Genomic DNA, 16,706 nt, shown 5'->3' with positions numbered 1-16,706 from the left:
GCCGGCGCTACTGCCGGCGCGCCCGCGCGCGCCGCTTGCCCTCGTGCATCGCCGCCACCCGCGCGACGGGGATCGCGTGGCCCTCCTCCAGCACGTCCGCGGGGACGGCCTGGGGCGCGGGCATCCGCTCGCGCCACGGGTCGGAGCCGTCGAGCAGCCCGACCGCGGTGCGCACGGTGAAGTCCCGCGGCGTGATGCGGTCGAGGTCGCCCCACGCCACCGGGAACGACACCGGGACGCCCGGCCGCGCCCGCGGGCTGTAGGCCGCGACCACCGTCGCGCCGCCCGCGCGCGTCGAGTCCACGAAGACCTTCCCTCCGCGGTCCTCCTTGATGTAGGCGGTCGTGGCGACCTCGGGGTCGACGCGCTCGGCCCGGGCGGCGAGCGCGCGGGTGGCCGCGGCGGCGTCCTCGAAGCCGACGCCGGCGTCCAGCGGCACCACGACGTGCAGGCCCTTGGCGCCGCTCGTCTTGACGACGCCCTCGAGCCCGCTGTCGTCGAGCGCCTGGCGCACCAGGTACGCCGCCCGGACGACGTGCGCGAAGTCGTCACCCGCGGGCGGGTCCAGGTCGAGGATCAGCGACGTCGGGTGCGGCTCCCCGACGCGCATGAGCGTCGGGTGGTACTCCACCGAGCGCTGGTTGGCGAACCACAGCAGCGTGCGGCGATCGTTCGCCAGCGCGTAGCGCACCTCGCGGTGCGACGCCTCGGCCCACACCGTCGTCGTCTCGACCCAGTCCGGCGTGTACTTGGGCACGTTCTTCTGCATGAACGGCTCCTGGCCCGGCCGGACCCGGATCACCGACAGGGGCCGCCGCCGCAGCTCGGGCAGGATCCGCTCGTGGACGGCGTCGAGGTAGTCCACGAGGTCGCGCTTGGTGGCCTCGGCGCCGTCGAAGAGCGGCTGGTCGAGGTTGGTGAGCTCCACCCCGTCCCTGGTCTCGACGGTGGTGGCACGGCTCCGTGGCGGCATCGTGCCCTCCTACCACGTCCGCCGCCGCCGGACCAGGTGACGAACGTGCAACTCGCCCTGTCAGGACGGGAGACTCGCGCTGTCAGGGGGGTGGGAGGTGGTGCAGCTGCACCTCGCCGAGCACACCGTCGGCGACGTCGACCGTCATCCAGGTGAAGGTGGGCTGCCGGCGGCGGTCGGTGGGGGAGCCGGGGTTGAGCAGGCGCAGGCCGGTGTCGGCCGTGGTGTCCCAGGGGATGTGGCTGTGGCCGAACACCAGCACGTCGACGTCCGGGTAGGCCTTCGCGCAGCGGCGCTCCCGGCCGGTGGCGGCGCCGGTCTCGTGCACCACGGCGAACCGGACACCCCCCAGCTCGACGCGCGCCACCTCCGGCAGCCGGTTCCGCAGCGCGCCCCCGTCGTTGTTGCCGTACACGCCGACGAGCCGGCGCGCGCGGGCCTCGAGCGCGTCGAGCAGTTCGACCGACACCCAGTCGCCGGCGTGCACGACCACGTCGGCGGCGTCGACGGCCTCCCACACCGGTGCGGGCAGGTCCTTCGCCCGCACCGGCAGGTGGGTGTCGGAGATCAGCAGCAGGTTCAGTGCACGCCCACCAGGTCGACCACGAAGATCAGCGTCTCGCCGGGCTTGATCGCGCCGCCCGCGCCGCGGTCGCCGTAGCCCAGGTGCGGCGGGATCACCAGCCGACGCCGTCCGCCGACCTTCATCCCGGTGACGCCGCGGTCCCAGCCGCTGATGACGCGCCCGGCGCCCAGCGGGAAGCGGAACGTCGAGCCGCGGTTCCAGGAGGCGTCGAACTCCTCGCCGGTGGAGTGGGCGACGCCCACGTAGTGCACCTCGACGGTGTGGCCGGGCGTGGCCTCGGCCCCGTCACCGGTGCTGAGGTCCTCGACCAGCAGGTCGGCGGGGGCGGGGCCGTCGTGCGGGTCGACCTCGGGTCGCTGCGGTGCCACGTGCTTCCTCCAGATGGATGGGGTCGCCCAGAGTGCCAGACCGGTTCCCCGCGGGTAGACAGGCCTCGTGGTCGGGGCCGATGCGCACGCGTCCGTCGCCGGGACGGACGCGCCCGACGCGAACCGGTGGCGTGCGCTCTCGGTGACGCTGGTCGCCGGGTTCATGACCCTGCTCGACGTGAGCATCGTGTCGGTGGCGCTGCCGTCGCTGCAGCAGAGCCTCGGCGCGTCCCCGGCCGCGGTGCAGTGGGTCGTCTCCGGGTACGCGCTGACGTTCGGCCTGGCGCTCGTCCCCGCGGGCCGGCTGGGCGACGCGCTGGGGCGACGCCGGATGTTCCTCGGCGCGCTCGCGGCGTTCGTGCTCTTCAGCGGGCTGGCGGGCGCGGCGCCGAGCGTCGGGTTGCTGGTGGCTGCGCGGCTCGCGCAGGGGTTCGCGGCCGGCACGCTCGCGCCCCAGAACTCCGGCCTGATCCAGCAGCTGTTCTCCGGCGCCGAGCGCGGGCGGGCGTTCGGGTTCTTCGGCGCGACGGTGGGGATCTCGACGGCGGTCGGGCCGATCGCCGGTGGGCTGGTCCTCGCCCTCGCCGACGGTCCGGACGGATGGCGCTGGATCTTCCTGATCAACCTGCCGATCGGCGTGGTCGCGCTCGTGCTGGCGGCCCGGCTGATCCCGTCGGTGGCGCGCGACGACCGGGTCGGGCACATCGACGTGGTGGGCGCGGCCCTGCTCGGCGGCGGTGTGCTCGCGGTGCTCCTGCCACTCGTGCAGGCCGAGTCCGGGGGCGTCGCGCGGCTGTGGTGGCTGTTCCCGGTCGGCGCGGCGCTGGGTGCGGCGTTCGTCGGGTGGGAGCGGCGCACGCTGCGCCGCGGCGGTGAACCGCTGCTCGACCTGCGGCTGCTCACCCGCACGCGCGGCTACGCCACCGGGGCCGGGCTGGGCGCCGTCTACTTCCTGGGCTTCTCCGGCATCTGGCTGGTCTTCGCGCTGTTCCTGCAGTCCGGGCTGGGCTACACGCCGTTGCAGTCCGGGCTCTCGGTCACCGCGTTCGCGCTCGGCTCCGCGGTGTCGGCGGCGGTCGGTGGCCGTCTCGTGGAGCGGTTCGGCAGGCGGCTGACGGTGATCGGCCTCGTCGGTGTGATCACCGGCCTCGTCGCGACGATCGCCGTGGTGCTGCTGGTGCCGCCCGGGTCCCTGATCTGGGCGATGGCCCCGTCCCTGCTCGTCGCCGGTGTCGGCGGCGGACTGGTGATCTCCCCGAACATCACGCTGACGCTGCGCGAGGTGCCGGTGCGCATGGCCGGCTCGGCCGGGGGAGCGCTGCAGACCGGGCAAAGGATCGGCGCGGCCATCGGCACCGCCGCGCTGCCCGGCGCCTTCTACCTGGTCCTCGGGGCCACCGGCCAGAACTACCCGCTCGCGGCCGCCGTGGCGCTGGGCGGGGCCGTGCTGTCGGTGTCGGCCGCGCTGGTCATCGCGGTGCTCGACCTGCGCCACGAGCGCAAGGTGCGGCGGCGGTGCGCGGAGGAGGAGGCCCACACCTACGGGCACGCCGCGCACGGCTGACCGGCCGTGAGTGGATACGAGTGCTCCAGCACCCGTATCCACTCACGACCTCAGGCGCCCAGGGCCTGCCGGAGGAACTGGACCTGCAGCAGGAGCAGGTTCTCCGCGACGACCTCCTGCGGCGTCATGTGCGTGACGCCCGACAGCGGCAGCACGCTGTGCGGGCGGCCCGCCGCGAGCAGCGCCGAGGACAGGCGCAGGGTGTGCGCGGCGACCACGTTGTCGTCGGCCAGGCCGTGCACCAGCAGCAGCGGGCGGGTGAGCGCGGGGGCGTCGTCGAGCAGCGAGGAGCGCGCGTAGGCGTCCGGGTCGGTGTCGGGGCGGCCGAGGTAGCGCTCGGTGTAGTGGGTGTCGTAGAGCGCCCAGTCGGTGACCGGGGCGCCGGCGACGGCCGCGTGGAAGACGTCGGGGCGCCGCAGGACGGCGAGAGCGGCGAGGTAGCCGCCGAAGGACCAGCCGCGGATGCCGACGCGGCCCAGGTCGAGGTCCGGGTATCGCTCCGCGACGCCGTGCAGCGCGTCGACCTGGTCCTGCAGCACGGGTCCGGCGAGGTCGCCGTGCACGGCCCGCTCGAACGCGGGGCCGCGGCCCGGCGTGCCCCGCCCGTCGACGACGACGACCGCGAAGCCCTGGTCGGCGAACCACTGGCTGGTCAGGTGGGCCGCCCGCGCGGCGACCACCCGCTGGGCGTGCGGGCCGCCGTAGGGGTCCATGAGGACCGGCAGCGGGGTCCCGGGCTCGTGCCCGGTGGGCAGCAGCACGGCGACGCGCAGGTCGCGCTCGCCCGCGGTGAGCAGCGCGACCCGCGGCGTCAGGCCGGGCAGGTCGGCGAACGAGGCGATCGTGCGCTCGGCCCCGCCGCGGTGCACGGTGGTGGTGCTGCCGTCGGTGTCCAGGTCCTGCCGGGTCACCACGAGCGTGCCGCCGGCGAGGCGCCCGCTGTGCACCCCGGCGCCGCCTGCGACCGCCGTGACGCCGTCCGGCCCCCATGTCCAGAGCCCGATCGCGGTCGGGTCGTCGCTCGCGCGGAACAGCACCACGTCACCGTCGACGTCGGCGACGTCGCGCACCTGCAGCGACGCGGGCGTCACCGGCTCGCCGTCGACGACCAGCCGCCTGCTCCCGTCGACGTCGCCGACGGTGACGAGCGCGCCGGACTCCGTGTGCGCGGGCACGCCGGGCACGATGTCCACCCAGACCGGGTCGGTCTGCTCGTGCAGGAGCGTCGTGCCACCGGTCGCGGGATCGACGCGCAGCACCCGCAGGGCGCGCTGGTCGCGGGGCTGCACGACCACGAGGAGGCCGTGGGCGTCCCACACGACGTCGGCGAGGTACTCGTCGCGAGCGGCGTCCCAGCGCACCGGCACCACGGTGCCGTCGAGCGCGACCAGTTCGAGGGACACGCCTGCGTTCGGCGTGCCGGCGGCGGGGTAGGCGACGACGGCGGGCGGGCGCTCGGGGTGGGCGGGGTCGGCGATGTGCCACCGCCGCACCGGCGCGTCGTCGACGCGTGCGACAAGCAGCGACTCGCCGTCCGGCGCCCACCAGTACCCGCGCATCCGCCCCATCTCCTCGGCCGCGACGAAGTCGGCGAGGCCGTAGGTGACGTGCGGGCCGTCCGGTTCGGCGAGGGCCGTGGTCGTGCGGGCGGTGAGGTCGTGGACGTGCAGCGCGCCGCCGCTGACGAACGCGACGTGGCGACCGTGCGGGTCCGGCCGCGGGTCGATGACACCGTCGGGGGTGTCGACGAGGCGCGGGCTCAGCCCGCCGGCGAAGTCGGCGACGTAGAGCCGGCCGGACAGGGCGAACGCGGCCGTCGTGACCGGCCGGTCGGTGGCGTAGCCGACGACGCCGCCCGCCTGCTCGCGGCTGCGCTCGCGCCGCGCCTTCTCCTCCGGCGGCAGCTCGTCGGCCCCCGCGGTCTCCAGCTCGCGCGGGTCGGCGACGAGCCGCTCCTCGCCGGTGTCGAGGTCCAGCGTCCAGAGGCAGGTGACGGGATCGGTGCCGCCCCGGCTGCGCAGGAACACGACGCGCTCGCCGTCGGGGGAGACGGTGACGCCGCGGGGGGCGCCGAGGGTGAAGCGGCGGGTGCGGGCCTGTCTGCGCGGGAAGCTGTCGGTCACGGCGGACCAGTCTGCCCGGACGAGGCTCAGTCCACGCAGGGGACGCCGCCCGCGGTGATCGGCGGCGAGGTCGTGGGGGCGGGCGGGAGCAACGTGACCGGCTCGGAGTCGCCCTGGTCCGCGGTGCTGGTGGGCGCGGCCCGCGCGGTGGTGGGTGCGCTCGTGGCCGTCGCCGCGGGCTCCAGCAACTCCCCGACGAACGCGCGCACGGCGTCGGGGTCGACCTCGACGGCGATGCCGTCCACCGGCGTGTGCAGGTCCGGGCGCCCGGTGGGGATGGTGTGGAAGGTGAACTCATCGCCGGTGACGCGGCGCAGCTGGGTGAGGGCCTGCTCGAGGTCCCAGCCCCGGTCGAGCACGACGTAGCGGGTGCCGATGTCGAGCAGGCGCTGCAGGCGCAGCGGGTCGGAGAGGGTGCCCGCCTCCAGCACCCGCCTGCTGAGGCCTGCGGCGAAGGCCTGCTGGCGGGCGATGCGGTCGAGGTCGCCGTCGGCGAGACCGTGCCGCTGCCGGACGAACGCGAGCGCACCGGGCCCGCTGACCAGCTGCTGCCCGGCCGGCAGGTCGACACCGGAGTAGGTGTCGCGGACCGGCGCGTTCAGGCACACGGGCACCCCGCCGAGCGCCTCGGTGAGCTCGACGAACCCGGCCATGCCGATCTCGGCGAAGTGGTCGACCTCGACGCCGGTGAGCTCCTGCACGGTGGCCACGAGCGTGCGCCTGCCGGCCTCCCGGGCGCGCCGGTCGAGCTCGGCGCCCTCGATGCCCTGGGCGAGCAGGGCGTCCTCGGCGTCCTGCATCCCGCGCCGGTACGCCGAGTTGATCTTGTGGGTGCCGCGGCCGCCCGCGATCTCCACGAAGGAGTCGCGCGGGATCGACACCGCCACCGCCTGCGCGTCCGGACCGGCGGGCACGTGCAGCAGGATGATCGTGTCCGTGTGCAGCTGCCCCTCGTCGGGCCCGGCGTGCAGGGCGTCGAGGACGGCGGGTGGCAGCGGCTCACCGTGGGCGTCGGTGCGGGCGTCGAGGCCCACCAGCAGGGCGGTGAACTCCTCGCCCACCGGGGTGGGACGCGGCGTGGGGATCGCCGCGTCGCTCGTGACGGCGCCGGTGTCGACCCGCTGGTGCAGCGACCAGACGAACCCCGCGGCGACGAGCGCAGCGGCGGAGGCGAGCGCGGTGACGGCGCGCACAGCGATCAGCACGGTGCGTCTCGCGTTCATGTCACTCCGGTCGCCAGCGCCTGGATCGGCGCTTCGCCGCGACCGCCCGGGACTCCGCGGCCGCCGACGCGGCCCTTCGCCCAGTCTAGGTGGGCAGCAGGCGGCACGACTGCTCCGAACGGAGCCACGCTCGGTCTCCGGGGCCGTCTCGGGCATTGCGCGTGCCGCCGCGAGGGGACGCTAGGGTCTCGCCGATCAGTCCCGCCGGTCCGAGGAGCCGCGTCATGACCGAACTGCTGCTCGCCCTGCTCGTGATCGTCGTGCTGGCCGGCGTCGTCGTCCTGGTGCTGCGGATGCGCCAACAGTCGCGGGGGAAGACCGCCCCGGGTCGCGTCGACCCCCTCGCGAACGAGCCGGACGTCTACGACCCGCACAAGATCGGTGTGGGCGACATCATCACCTACGCCGGGATCGACCACGTCGTGCGCGGCACGATCGTGCTGTCCGAGGGCGGGATGACCTGGCGCGAGCACCTGCTCGACGGCTCGACCGGACGCCGCTGGCTCACCGTCGAGGACGACGAGGGCGAGCTCGAGATGACGCTCTGGATGCGCCGCGAGGGCACCGGCCTCACCCCCGACGGCGACGTGATCCTCGACGACAAGGTCCACCGCCAGATCGAGCGCGGGCGCGCGACCTACACCGCGGAGGGCACCACGGGCACGCCGCCGAGCGGCACCGTCGACTACGCCGACTACGCCACGGCCGACGGCACCGGCATGATCGCGTTCGAGCGCTGGGCCGCCACGCAGTCCTGGGAGGTCTCGACGGGCCGGTCGGTGTCGCGCGGCGAGCTGACCGTCTACCACTCGGCCCCCGGCGCATGAGCCTGCACGACCTCGATGTCGAGCCGCGGGACGTCCGGGCCGAGGCGCTGGGCCTGCTCCTCGACGCGCCCGCTCCCACCCCGCTGGCGCAGCTCACCCTCGACGACGGCCGCGGCGGCGTCCTCGTGCTGGGTGTGCTCGGCGCCTCGCACGTGGTCACCGCGACGGCCGGAGCCCGCAGGCTCACCGAGCAGGTGTCCTGCGACGCGCTCGCCGCGGGCGGGCAGGAGCTGCCCGAGCGCGCGGAGGCGGGCGGCTACTCGATGACCTCCGCGGTCACGGCGCCGCCACGGGCGGAGTTCGACGCCACCGCGGCGCGGCTGCGCGGCCGCGCGGAGCGGGATGCGCACTGGCTCTGCGGCGCCTTCCCCGGCGGAGCGGGGGCGTTGACCGCGCTCACCGCCGCGGCGCTGCCCACCGGCGGCTGGACCTGGGAGACCTGGCACCTGTACCCCGGCGCCGAGAGGAGCGTGATCGTGACGACGCGGAGCAGGTGGACACCGTGAGCCGGGCGCTCGCCGCGCTCCTCGCCGCCGCCGCGCTGCTGCTCGGGGGCTGCGGCGTCGGCGACGACGTCCGCAACCACCTCGACGACAGCTACCAGCTGCAGAACAGCAGTGGTGACAGCGCCACCTACACCACCACCACGCCCGTCGGCACCACGGCCGCGGCGATCGCCGCCGCTGTGCCGCCTGCGGCGCGGCAGTCCGACGGCGGCGCCGAGTACCTGCGCTACGACGACGACATCGTGATCGTGAGCGCGGCGCCGAACGGCAGCACCGTCCAGGTCGAGGACCTGGACGACCGGTACCGCAGCGGCTACTTCGCCTACCTCGGCCCCGGGTTCAACCCCGGCTCGCCCGCCGGCGGCGCCGTCAGCGGCGGCCCGGGAGACACGAAGTGAACGCGCTCCCCGCACCACCCAGGAGGAACCCGTGCCCGTGACGCACCCCGCCGCACACGCCCTCGAGTTCGGGTCGATCGACGGCGGCTCGCTCACGCAGGGCGTCGCCGCGACGCTGCTGTTCTTCGTCGTCGGCGCCGTCGTGCTGAGCCTGGGTTTCCTCGCGCTCGACCTGCTCACCCCGGGCAACCTGCGGCACCAGGTCTACGTCGACCGCAACCCGAACGCGGCGATCCTGCTGGGGGCGAACCACCTCGCTCTCGCGATCATCGTGGTCACCTCGATCATGACGAGCGCCGACAGCCTCGGCCAGGGTCTGGTCGACTCGGCCGTCTACGGGATCCTCGGCGTCGTGCTGCAGGCCGTGGCGCTGCGGCTGCTCGACGCGTTCGTCCCCGGGCACCTGCGCAACCTCGTCAACGAGCCGCGGATGAACGGCGCGGCGTGGGCGGTGGGCATCAGCCTGGTCGCGATCGGCGCGGTGAACGCCGCCGCCCTGTCCTGAGCGGTCTGTCGTGAGCGGCGCGGCGACGGGCAGGCGCGGGGCGGCCCCACTGCGGTGGGCGCGGCCGCTGCTCCTCGCCGCGGTCGGCGTCTGCGCCGCCTGCGGGCTGGTCTACGAGCTCGTCCTGCTCACGCTGTCGGCGAGCCTCGTCGGCGGCGGCATCACCGAGACCTCCCTGATCGTCGCCGGGTTCGTCGCCGCGCTCGGCGCGGGCGCGCTCCTGGTCAAGCCCTTGCTGGGGCACTCGGCGACCGTGTTCGTGGCCGTGGAGATCCTGCTCGGCGTCGTGGGCGGGCTCAGCGCCGTGACGCTGTACGTCTCCTTCTCCTTCTACGGCACGAGCGCCGCCGTGCTGGTCGGGGCCACTGCGGTGATCGGCATCCTCGTCGGGGCCGAGGTGCCGCTGCTGATGACGCTGCTGCAGTCGGGACGCAGCGGCATCGACGCCCGCACGTCGGGGCGGGTGCTCGCCGACCTCAACGCCGCCGACTACGCCGGTGCCCTGCTGGGCGGCCTCGCCTGGCCGTTCGTGCTGCTGCCGCTGGCCGGGCAGGTCCGCGGCGCGGCCCTGACAGGGATGGTGAACCTGGCGGCCGCGGCCGTCGTCGCCGCGTTCCTGCTGCGGGAGCAGATGGGCGTGGGCGCCCGGCGCGCGGCGACCGCCGCCCTGCTCGCCGCGGCCGTCCTGCTGGGCGTGCTGCTGGTCCGGGCCCATGACATCGAGGTGACGGCGCGGCAGCGGCTCTACGCCGACCCGGTGGTGGTCGCCGAGCAGTCGGCCTACCAGCAGATCGTCCTGACCGAGCGCTCCGGCGACGTGCGGCTCTACCTCGACGGCGACCTGCAGTTCTCCAGCCTCGACGAGTACCGCTACACCGAGGCGCTCGTGCACCCGGTGCTCGCGGCCGACCCGGAGCGGGTGCTGGTCCTCGGCGGCGGCGACGGCCTGGCCGCGCGGGAGGCGCTGCGCCACCCGTCGGTGCGCGAGGTCGTGCAGGTGGACCTGGACCCGGCCGTCCTGGACCTCGCGCGCACCCGGCTCGCCGAGCTGAACGGCGGTTCGCTGACCGACCCGCGCGTCCAGGTGATCGCCGCCGACGCCTTCACCTGGCTGCGGGGGCCGGCCGCGCGCGGCTTCGACGCGGTGGTCGTCGACATGCCCGACCCCGACACCCCGGCGCTGGGCCGGCTCTACTCCACCGAGTTCTACGGCCTCGTGGGCGCGGCGCTGAACCCGGGCGGGCTGATGTCGGTGCAGGCCGGCAGCCCGTACTCGACGCCCACGGCGTACTGGCGCACGATCTCGACGATCGGCTCCGCAGGCCTCGCCGCCACGCCCTACCACGTGCACGTGCCCAGCTTCGGCGACTGGGGTTTCGCCCTGGCCCGGCCCGGCGGGCCGCCGCCCGCCCTGACGCTCTCGGGGCAGGCCCCGCCGATGAGGTTCCTCGACGAGGCCGTGCTGCAGGCGGCGGCGGTGTTCCCCCGGGACCGCCTCCCGCAGCCGCTGCCCCCGTCCACCCTGGACCGCCCGCTCGTGGTGGACGACACGCGGCACGGCTACGTGGGCCGCTGAAAGCGAAATGGGTCAGAACTGCGCCGCGGGCAGCTCCAGCTCGTCGAGCAGGGTGTGCAGGCTCGCGCGCGTGGCCTCGTCGAGGTCGGCCGCAGGGGAGCGCACGGTCGCGGTGTCGATGATGCCGCGCCGCACCAGCACCTCCTTGTGCACGGCCCAGGCGATGCCCGGCTGCAGGCCGAAGAGCACCAGGGGGGTGAGGCGGGCGAACGCGGCGCGGGCCTCGGCGCGCAGGCCCGCGTCCCAGTCGGCGAGCACCGGGCGCAGCAGGTCGGGGAACTCGCACGCCGGCATCGTGCCGATCGCGCCCCGGTGGTACTCCTCGAGCACGAACTGGGCGTTCTGCCCGCCGAGCACCGCGAAGCCGTCGTCGGCCACCGCCGCGGCCAGCGCCTCGACGACCTGGCCGACCTTCGGGGCCGTCGGGGGCGCCTCGACCTTCACCGACGTGACGCCGTCGAGCCCGGCGAGCGTGGCGATGAGCGCGGGCGGCATCGCGACGCCGGTGGCGCCCGGCGCGTCCTGCACCATGACCTCGCAGGACACGGCGGCCGCGACCTCGCCGTAGAAGTCGACGAGCTGCGCCGCGCCGGGCTTGACCAGGAACGGCGGCAGCACCATCAGGGCCTGCGCGCCGCCGTCCTGCGCGGCGCGCGCCTGCTCGAGCGCCACGGCCGTGGAGGTGCCGTTCACCCCGGCCACGACGGGGACGGCGCCGTCGACGACGTCGACGATCGTGGCCAGCACCCGCTCCCGGTCGGCGGTGGTGAGCGCGAACCCCTCGCTGGCCATGCCGAAGGTGGCCACCCCGTCGACGCCGGAGGCCAGCTGGAACCGGGTCAGGCGGGTGAGGCCGGGCAGGTCGAGCGCGCCGTCCGCGGTGAACGGCGTGGCGAGGATGGGCACGAGGCCGTGGACGAGGTGCGACATCGGTGGTCAGGACTCCTGGGCGAGACGGGCCACGGCGTCGGCGTCGACCTCGACGCCGAGCCCGGGGGAGGTGGGCAGGGACGCGGAACCGGCCGCCACGTCGAGCGGCCGGGTGAGGATGCGGGTGCCGACCTCGACCGAGGTCGGCTGGTACTCGAAGGCGGCCAGGTCCTCGACGGCCGCGCTGACGTGCAGGCCGGCCGCGAGCGCGACGCCGAGCCCGACGGAGTGGTGCGGGGCGACCGGCACGTGCCGGGCGGCGCAGACCTCGGCGATCGCCATCAGCTCGGTGATGCCGGTGCGCGCGACGTCGGGCTGCGCGAGCCGCAGCGCCCGCGCGTCCACCCACTGCGCGAACTCGAACCGGTTGCGCAGCGCCTCCCCGACCGCGACCGGCAGCTCCGCGCGGGACACCAGCTCGGCGTGCCCGGAGAGGTCCTCCGGCGCCAGGGGCGCCTCCAGGAACCAGCAGCCGCGCTCGGCGAGCCCGCGGGCGAGCCGTAGCGCCGCGTCGACGGGGTAGGCCCAGTGGGCGTCGACGGCGATGCGCAGCTCCGGGGCCGCCGCGCGCACCGCGTCGACCGTCGCGAGGTCCTCGGTGACGCCGTGGCCGAGGTGCAGCTTGACCGAGCGCGCGCCCCGCCGCACCCAGTCCGCGGCCAACGCCGCGCGTGCGGCGTCGTCGGGGCGGGGGAGGCCGGAGACGTAGGTCCGGAGCTGCTCGCGGAACGCGCCGCCGAGCAGGTCGGCCACCCGGCGGCCGGTGAGCCTGCCGGCGAGGTCCCAGAGCGCGATGTCCACCGCGGCGAGCGCGTCGGCCTGGTGCCCGACGAGGTGCCCCCGCTCGCGCATGAGGTCGCGCAGGCGCACCCACGCGGGCCGGGGAGCCGTCGCGTCGGCGCCCACCAGCACGGGCGCGAGCAGCAGGTCGACCACCGCGGCCGGCACCTCCGGCGCCACCGGGGCGAGCGCCTCGCCCCACCCGCTGGTGCCGTCCTCGGCCGTGACCTGCACCAGCAGCGTCTCGTAGCGGTCGGAGTAGAGGCTGCGCCACGGCTCGCGCACGGAGTAGCCGCCGGGTGGCGTGCTCCCGTCGGGCAGCGCGCCGAGGTACGCGGCCTCGGCGCGCAGCTTGAGCACGTGGGAGGTGACCGCGGCGATCCTCACGGCAGATCCGCGCTTCGGTTGACGCCATGCAACATGTGAGCAAGACTTCCACACAGCGCATGAGCGATGCAAACAGCGGATGGAGCGATGCAGTGTCAGCGGATCAGGGCCTGAACCAGAGCGTCGAGCGGGCCACCTCGGTGCTGGCGACGTTCCTGGACGCGGGCGCCGACCTGCGCGTCTCGGACGTCGCGCAGCGCGCCGGGCTGGGCCAGTCGACGACGTCGCGGCTGCTCGCCACGCTGGAGCAGCTGGAGTACGTGGAGCGGGACCCGGCCACCGCGCTCTACCGGCTCGGCCCCGCCGTCGTCGGGTTGGCCGGGGCCGCGGTGAACCGGCACCCGGTGCACCGCGAGGCCCGCCAGCGGGCGCAGGAGCTGGCCTGCGCGACGGGGCTGGGCGCGAACGTCGCGGTCCGCCGCGGGGCGTCGCTGTCCTACCTGTGCAACTTCGAGGGCCGCCTCGCGCCGCGCTCGTTCACGCTCATGGGCCAGCGCAAGCCCCTGCACGCCACCGGGCTGGGCAAGTGCCTGCTGCTCGGGCTCGGGCCCGCGCAGCGCCGCGAGCTGCTGCCGGACCTGCCCCGCTTCACCGCGCAGACCCTCACCGGCCACGACGCCCTCGACGCGGAGCTGGCGGCGGTCGCCGAGCGCGGCTACGCCGTCGAGCGCGAGGAGCTGGCGCTGGGCCGGGCCTGCGTCGCAGCGCCCGTCCGGGACCACGCGGGCGAGGTGGTGGCCGGGATCTCGATCTCCGGGCCGCTGTCGGCCATCGACCTGCCGGCCCGCGAGGCCGAGCTGGGGCGCCGGATCGTCGAGGTGGCCGACGCCATCAGCGTGGGGCTCGGCTACGTCGGCCCCCGCCACCAGTCCGCCACCCTCGACGGAGTGAGGTCATGACGAGAGGCCGCTTCCGCAGGAGCGTGGCGCTGGCCACCGCCGCGGCCGCGCTGTGCGCGGCGTCCGCGTGCGGCGCTGCCGCCACGGACGACACGCTCGTGCTCGAGTTCCCCTCGTGGCAGGCCGCCGACGAGTCGTTCTCGCCGTGGTGGCGCGAGCTGATCGCGGCCTACGAGGCCGAGCACCGGGGTGTCGACATCGACTTCTACCAGGTGCCGTTCGACAGCTTCGTGGCCCAGCAGACCACGCGGTTCGCGGCAGGCGACCCGCCCGACGTCGTGCACCTACCGGCGAGCAACGCCGTGCAGTTCGCCGCCCGCGGCTGGCTCGCGCCCCTCGACGAGCAGCTCGCGACCACGGACGTGGCGCAGACCTGGAGCCCCCTGCAGGAGCAGATGCGCTGGGACGGGCGCACCTACGGCCTGCTCCTGCTCGGGTACGGCTACGCGCTGTTCTACAACGAGCAGCTGCTCGCCGACGCCGGTGTCGGAGTGCCGACCGACCCGCAGCAGATGCTCGCCGCGGCGCGCGCGGTCTCCGCGCTGTCCGACGACGTGTTCGGCTTCGGCGCCACGACCGTGCAGAACCCGGACAACTACACCGAGATGACCGCCTTCGTGGTCGGCAACGGCGGCGCGTGGTCGCAGCCCGACGGGCGCATCAGCACCGACGACCCCGCGGTGCTGGAAGGCATGCGCCAGTACCGCGACCTGGTGGCGACCGCGCCCCCGGGCATCCAGTCCCAGCAGCGCAACGAGCTGTTCTTCAACGGCCAGATCGCCATGGTGATCGACGGCCCGTTCCTGCTGTCGGAGGTGCAGGGCGCTCCGGAGGAGGTGCGGCAGCACCTGGAGGTGGCCGCGCCGCCGTTCCCGGTCGTGCCCGGCGGGGTCAGCAACAGCCTGCACGTGCCCGCCGACGCCGATCCGGAGACGGCCGCCGCCGTGTGGGACCTCATCGAGATGGCGTCGCGACCGGAGTGGCAGCGCCGCTACACCGAGCTGACGGCCGTGCCGGCGCCGCGGAAGGGGTCGGTCACGGCCGAGGCGCTGGCCGCGACACCGGAGCTGGAGCTGTTCGGGCAGCTCGCCGACCAGGCCGTCGACATCTTCCCCCGGTCGCCGGAGCTCCGCCGCAACCACGGGCGGGTGAGCGACGCCGTCGCCTCGGCCGCCATCCGCCTCATCGCGAGCGGGACGCCGGTCGACGAGGCCGCCGCGACCCTGCGCACCGACCTGGAAGGAGCAGGCGATGACTCCTGACGTGCTGGTCGAGCGCGCGCCCGCGACCGCGCCGCCGCCCCGCAGGGGACGGACCCGCGCCGAGCGCGACCGCTGGTTCGCCTACGGGATGCTCACCCCGACGCTCGCCGCCGTCGGGCTGCTCATGGCCTATCCGCTCTACGTGGCGATCCACCTGTCCTTCCGCGGCGGCGAGATCACCGATCTGCAGAACCTCGGGCAGTACCCGCTCACGCTCGCCAACTACGTCGAGGTCATCACCGACCCGGAGCTGCTCGGCGACATCCGGCGCTCGATCGTCTACACGGTCGGGGTGGTGGTGCCCGCGTTCGCGATCGGGCTCGGGCTCGCCCTGCTGCTGCACCGCTCGTTCCCCGGCAGGCGGATCATCCGGCCGCTGTCGCTGCTGCCGTGGGCAGTGCCAGGGGTGGTGGTGAGCGCGGCGTTCAGCTGGATGCTCGACGGGTCGTTCGGCGTGGTCAACTACTTCCTGCGCTCGCTGGGGCTGATCGAGCAGAACGTGGCGTGGCTGGCCGACAGCCGCACCGCGATGGCGGCGGTGATCATCCCGACCGTCTGGAAGTTCTACCCGTTCTTCACCCTCGTGCTCCTCGCGGCGCTGCAGGCCGTGCCCGAGGACCTGTACGAGGCCGCCCGCATCGACGGCGCGCGCCCCTGGCAGCAGTTCCGCTACGTCACCTGGCCCGCCCTGCGCGCACCGTCGGCGCTGGCCATCGTGATCACCGGCGTCGGGGTGTTCCGCGAGTTCGACTTCATCTTCCCGCTCACCGGCGGCGGCCCCGACGACGCCACCCGCACGCTGGCCATCCGCATCTACAACGAGGCCTTCGAGTTCTTCGGCTTCGGGGTGTCGGCGGCCCTCGGCGTCGTGACCATGATCATCGCCGGGCTGCTGCTGCTCGCGGCGGGCCGGTCCGTCCGACAGGGGTTCATCTGATGGCCGTCACCGCGGCGCGCAGGCGCGCGACCACGCCCCGGCAGTGGGGCCTGCTGGCGGTGGGCGTCGCCGCGCTCGCCGTCCTGCTGTTCCCCGTCTACTGGATGGTGATGACCTCGGTCGTGCCGTCGCAGCAGCTGCTCACGTCCACGCCGCCGTTGGTCCCGCCGGCCGGCTCGGTGAGCCTCGATGCGTACGGCGAGGTGTTGACGAGCCGGCCGATCGGGCGCTGGCTGTGGAACTCGGTGCTGATCACCGTCGGCACCGCCGCCATCGCGGTGGTGATCTCCACGCTGGGCGGCTACAGCCTGTCCCGGTTCCGGACCCGCGGGCAGCAGACGATGGGCTACACGCTGCTGTTCAGCCGGATGCTGCCCGGCACGCTGCTGATCATCCCGGTGTTCGTGATCTTCGCCTCGGCCGGGATGATCAACAGTCTCTGGGCGGTGGTCCTGGTCAACGTCGCCGCCACGGTGCCGTTCACGACCTGGCTGATGAAGGGCTTCGTCGACGGGGTGCCGGGGGAGGTGGAGGAGGCCGCGATGATCGACGGCTGTGGCCGGCTGCGGGCGCTGTGGCTGGTGGTCGTGCCGCTGCTGCGGCCCGGACTCGCCACCACCTTCACCTACGCCTGCATCCTCGCTTGGGGCGACTTCCTCTTCGCCCGCACGCTCATGCCCAACCCCAGTGGCTGGACGATCACCGTCGGCATCGCCTCGTTCATCGGGGAGTTCAGCGTCGACTGGAGCGGGCTGATGGCCGCCGGGATCCTGTCGATGGTGCCGATGCTGGTGCTGTTCGTGTTCCTCGAGCCGTTCCTGGCCCGGGGCATGGCCGCCGGATCGGTCAAGGGCTGAGGAGC

The 16,706-nt window shown here is 74.7% G+C and carries 17 protein-coding genes; 10 read left to right on the top strand and 7 right to left on the bottom strand.

Annotation, left to right across the window (positions count from 1 at the left end; all coding sequences use genetic code 11):
* Positions 1-7: 7 nt before the first annotated feature.
* From ligD to FB558_RS01375, 3 genes are all read right to left on the bottom strand, one after another.
* The gene (ligD, locus tag FB558_RS01385) at positions 8-973 is read right to left on the bottom strand and encodes a non-homologous end-joining DNA ligase (RefSeq protein WP_142047350.1); all 966 of its coding nucleotides are present in this window, start codon (positions 971-973) and stop codon (positions 8-10) included.
* Positions 974-1,055: 82 nt separating this feature from the next.
* Positions 1,056-1,556, bottom strand: a complete 501-nt coding sequence (locus tag FB558_RS01380; protein ID WP_142047348.1) for a metallophosphoesterase family protein — start codon at positions 1,554-1,556, stop codon at positions 1,056-1,058.
* Entirely contained in the window at positions 1,553-1,927 is a 375-nt protein-coding gene (locus tag FB558_RS01375) for an FKBP-type peptidyl-prolyl cis-trans isomerase (RefSeq protein ID WP_142047346.1), read from the bottom strand. The genes FB558_RS01380 and FB558_RS01375 overlap by 4 nt, the downstream gene beginning before the upstream one ends.
* A gap of 67 nt (positions 1,928-1,994) precedes the next feature.
* Between FB558_RS01375 and FB558_RS01370 the strand changes: the two genes are divergently transcribed.
* A complete protein-coding gene (locus FB558_RS01370; protein ID WP_425467960.1) occupies positions 1,995-3,491 on the top strand; it encodes an MFS transporter in 1,497 nt (498 codons plus the stop codon).
* Positions 3,492-3,541: 50 nt separating this feature from the next.
* Here FB558_RS01370 and FB558_RS01365 read toward each other — a convergent pair whose 3' ends face one another.
* Together FB558_RS01365 and FB558_RS01360 are read right to left on the bottom strand one after the other, a co-directional pair.
* Complete coding sequence (locus tag FB558_RS01365) at positions 3,542-5,614, bottom strand: S9 family peptidase (protein WP_142047344.1); 2,073 nt, start codon at positions 5,612-5,614, stop codon at positions 3,542-3,544.
* Between the two features lie 26 nt (positions 5,615-5,640).
* The gene (locus FB558_RS01360; RefSeq protein WP_170231148.1) at positions 5,641-6,837 is read right to left on the bottom strand and encodes an LCP family protein; all 1,197 of its coding nucleotides are present in this window, start codon (positions 6,835-6,837) and stop codon (positions 5,641-5,643) included.
* A 224-nt stretch (positions 6,838-7,061) separates the two neighbouring features.
* Between FB558_RS01360 and FB558_RS01355 the strand changes: the two genes are divergently transcribed.
* The 5 genes from FB558_RS01355 to FB558_RS01335 are packed head-to-tail and all read left to right on the top strand — an operon-like array spanning position 7,062 to position 10,649.
* Positions 7,062-7,664 carry a DUF4178 domain-containing protein gene (locus FB558_RS01355; protein ID WP_142047340.1) on the top strand — a complete coding sequence of 201 codons (603 nt, stop codon included), beginning with the start codon at positions 7,062-7,064 and terminating at the stop codon, positions 7,662-7,664.
* Complete coding sequence (locus tag FB558_RS01350; protein ID WP_142047338.1) at positions 7,661-8,170, top strand: DUF2617 family protein; 510 nt, start codon at positions 7,661-7,663, stop codon at positions 8,168-8,170. Before FB558_RS01355 ends, FB558_RS01350 begins: the two co-directional genes overlap by 4 nt.
* The gene (locus FB558_RS01345; protein ID WP_211365959.1) at positions 8,167-8,568 is read left to right on the top strand and encodes a DUF4247 domain-containing protein; all 402 of its coding nucleotides are present in this window, start codon (positions 8,167-8,169) and stop codon (positions 8,566-8,568) included. The genes FB558_RS01350 and FB558_RS01345 overlap by 4 nt, the downstream gene beginning before the upstream one ends.
* A gap of 31 nt (positions 8,569-8,599) precedes the next feature.
* The gene (locus FB558_RS01340) at positions 8,600-9,073 is read left to right on the top strand and encodes a DUF350 domain-containing protein (protein ID WP_142047334.1); all 474 of its coding nucleotides are present in this window, start codon (positions 8,600-8,602) and stop codon (positions 9,071-9,073) included.
* 10 nt (positions 9,074-9,083) lie between these two features.
* Positions 9,084-10,649: a polyamine aminopropyltransferase gene (locus FB558_RS01335; protein WP_142047332.1), complete on the top strand. Its 1,566-nt coding sequence runs from the start codon at positions 9,084-9,086 to the stop codon at positions 10,647-10,649.
* Between the two features lie 12 nt (positions 10,650-10,661).
* Here FB558_RS01335 and FB558_RS01330 read toward each other — a convergent pair whose 3' ends face one another.
* Positions 10,662-11,579 carry a dihydrodipicolinate synthase family protein gene (locus tag FB558_RS01330; RefSeq protein ID WP_142047330.1) on the bottom strand — a complete coding sequence of 306 codons (918 nt, stop codon included), beginning with the start codon at positions 11,577-11,579 and terminating at the stop codon, positions 10,662-10,664.
* 6 nt (positions 11,580-11,585) lie between these two features.
* The gene (locus FB558_RS01325; protein WP_142047328.1) at positions 11,586-12,746 is read right to left on the bottom strand and encodes a mandelate racemase/muconate lactonizing enzyme family protein; all 1,161 of its coding nucleotides are present in this window, start codon (positions 12,744-12,746) and stop codon (positions 11,586-11,588) included.
* A gap of 92 nt (positions 12,747-12,838) precedes the next feature.
* Between FB558_RS01325 and FB558_RS01320 the strand changes: the two genes are divergently transcribed.
* From FB558_RS01320 to FB558_RS01305, 4 genes are read left to right on the top strand one after another with little or no spacing between them, the layout of a single operon-like run.
* Positions 12,839-13,645 (top strand): IclR family transcriptional regulator, encoded by an 807-nt coding sequence (locus FB558_RS01320; RefSeq protein WP_142047326.1) that lies wholly within the window; start codon positions 12,839-12,841, stop codon positions 13,643-13,645.
* On the top strand, positions 13,642-14,907 hold the full coding sequence (locus FB558_RS01315) for an ABC transporter substrate-binding protein (RefSeq protein WP_142047324.1): 1,266 nt from the start codon (positions 13,642-13,644) through the stop codon (positions 14,905-14,907). Before FB558_RS01320 ends, FB558_RS01315 begins: the two co-directional genes overlap by 4 nt.
* Positions 14,897-15,844: a carbohydrate ABC transporter permease gene (locus tag FB558_RS01310; RefSeq protein ID WP_142047322.1), complete on the top strand. Its 948-nt coding sequence runs from the start codon at positions 14,897-14,899 to the stop codon at positions 15,842-15,844. The genes FB558_RS01315 and FB558_RS01310 overlap by 11 nt, the downstream gene beginning before the upstream one ends.
* Positions 15,844-16,701, top strand: coding sequence for a carbohydrate ABC transporter permease (locus tag FB558_RS01305; protein ID WP_142047320.1), 858 nt, complete (start codon positions 15,844-15,846; stop codon positions 16,699-16,701). Before FB558_RS01310 ends, FB558_RS01305 begins: the two co-directional genes overlap by 1 nt.
* Positions 16,702-16,706 lie beyond the last annotated feature (5 nt).

The sequence above is a fragment of the Pseudonocardia kunmingensis genome, assembly GCF_006716445.1.
Classification (GTDB): Bacteria; Actinomycetota; Actinomycetes; order Mycobacteriales; family Pseudonocardiaceae; genus Pseudonocardia; species Pseudonocardia kunmingensis.
Note: the sequence above shows the minus strand (reverse complement) of the source record. Positions and strands in the feature narration are given on the sequence as shown.